The sequence below is a fragment of the Pararobbsia alpina genome, assembly GCF_902859895.1.
Taxonomy (GTDB): domain Bacteria; phylum Pseudomonadota; class Gammaproteobacteria; order Burkholderiales; family Burkholderiaceae; genus Pararobbsia; species Pararobbsia alpina.
The window spans coordinates 1-1237 of record NZ_CADIKM010000160.1 but is presented as its reverse complement, the minus strand read 5'-3'; the positions used below and the strand labels follow the sequence as shown (position 1 = coordinate 1237).

Sequence of the window (1237 nt, the reverse complement as noted above, 5' to 3'; positions counted from 1 at the left end):
CCGCTGGCACCCCTGAAACCCCAGCGCCGCGCCGCCGACAGCCAGCAGAACGGGAATCAGGAAATCCTGACCCACGCGGGTAAATTCGAAAACGAGAACCACGGCCGTAATCGGCATCTGCATCGAAGCGGCCAGAAACGCCGTCGCGCCGACAATCGCGAATGCCCCTAAGGACTCGCCAGGCCAAACCACACTCCAGAGTCCGCCGAGCACAATCGCAAGCAAGGCGCCGTTCGCGAGCCCAGGCGTCAGCAAACCGCCTTCGGCCCCCGCGCGCAGACTACTCGCGGTAATCACCACCTTCAGCACCAGCAACGTTGCCGCGAGACTCATCGTCAGACCACCGTCGAACGCGAGACCGGCGGGTCCTTTGCCATTGCCCAGCAACTGCGGAAAATGCATCGCCAACACGCCGATGATCGCGAAGTTCAACAGTGACAGCACCGGCAAACGCCAATCCTTCGGCGCGTTTGCGCGCGAGCGCTTCATCAGCTCAGCAAAACCCCAGGCCGCCGCGCCGAAAACCGGACCGCACACCACGGACCAGACCACGAGCGACGCGCTCAACGTCATCGACGGCACCCAGTATTGATGCTCGTTGCCCAGCCCCTGTTGCGCGACCAGCGCCGCCACCGCCGAGGTCACGATGGCCGGCACCAGCGCCGTCCAGCCGAACGTGCCCAACAGGACTTCGAGTACGAACACCGCGCCGCCGAGCGGCACGTTGTAGACGGCGGCCAGACCCGCGCCTGCGCCGCACGCCACCATGATCCGGCTCTCCGCTACCGACAATCCCGCGCGGCGCGACAGCCAACCGGCGAACGCCGAGCCGATCTCGCGCGGTGCGACCTCGCGGCCGAGCGGCGAGCCGAGCGCAACGGTGACAATCTGCAGCAAGGCGTGAACGGCCGTGCTCAACAGAGGCATCTGCGGATCGTCGGACTTGATGGCCTGGCGAATGCTCACGAGTGGCCGCCCGAAGCGATACAGCGACCACCAGCCGAGCCCCGCCACCAGTCCGCAAATCGTCAGGACGAGCACACGCCGTTCGGGCCAGGCACCGGTGACGCCTTGCAGGAAACTCTCGGTGCTGATGACGTGCGTCGTGCTATAGCCGTACGCGACGTGCTGAATGCAGTGAAGCAGCAACGCGAGCAGCATGCCGCCGAGACCGGCGCCGAGACCCGTCAGGAGCGTGACTGCGGTCAATATCGCCAGCGGAGTCCGCTCGCGGCGC

Annotated in this window: 1 protein-coding gene; it reads right to left on the bottom strand. The window is 66.0% G+C overall.

Annotated features, from left to right (window positions below; genetic code table 11):
* Positions 1-1218: chloride channel protein (locus HV670_RS30025; RefSeq protein WP_246258136.1), on the bottom strand; the 1218-nt coding region annotated here is incomplete at its 3' end.
* Positions 1219-1237 lie beyond the last annotated feature (19 nt).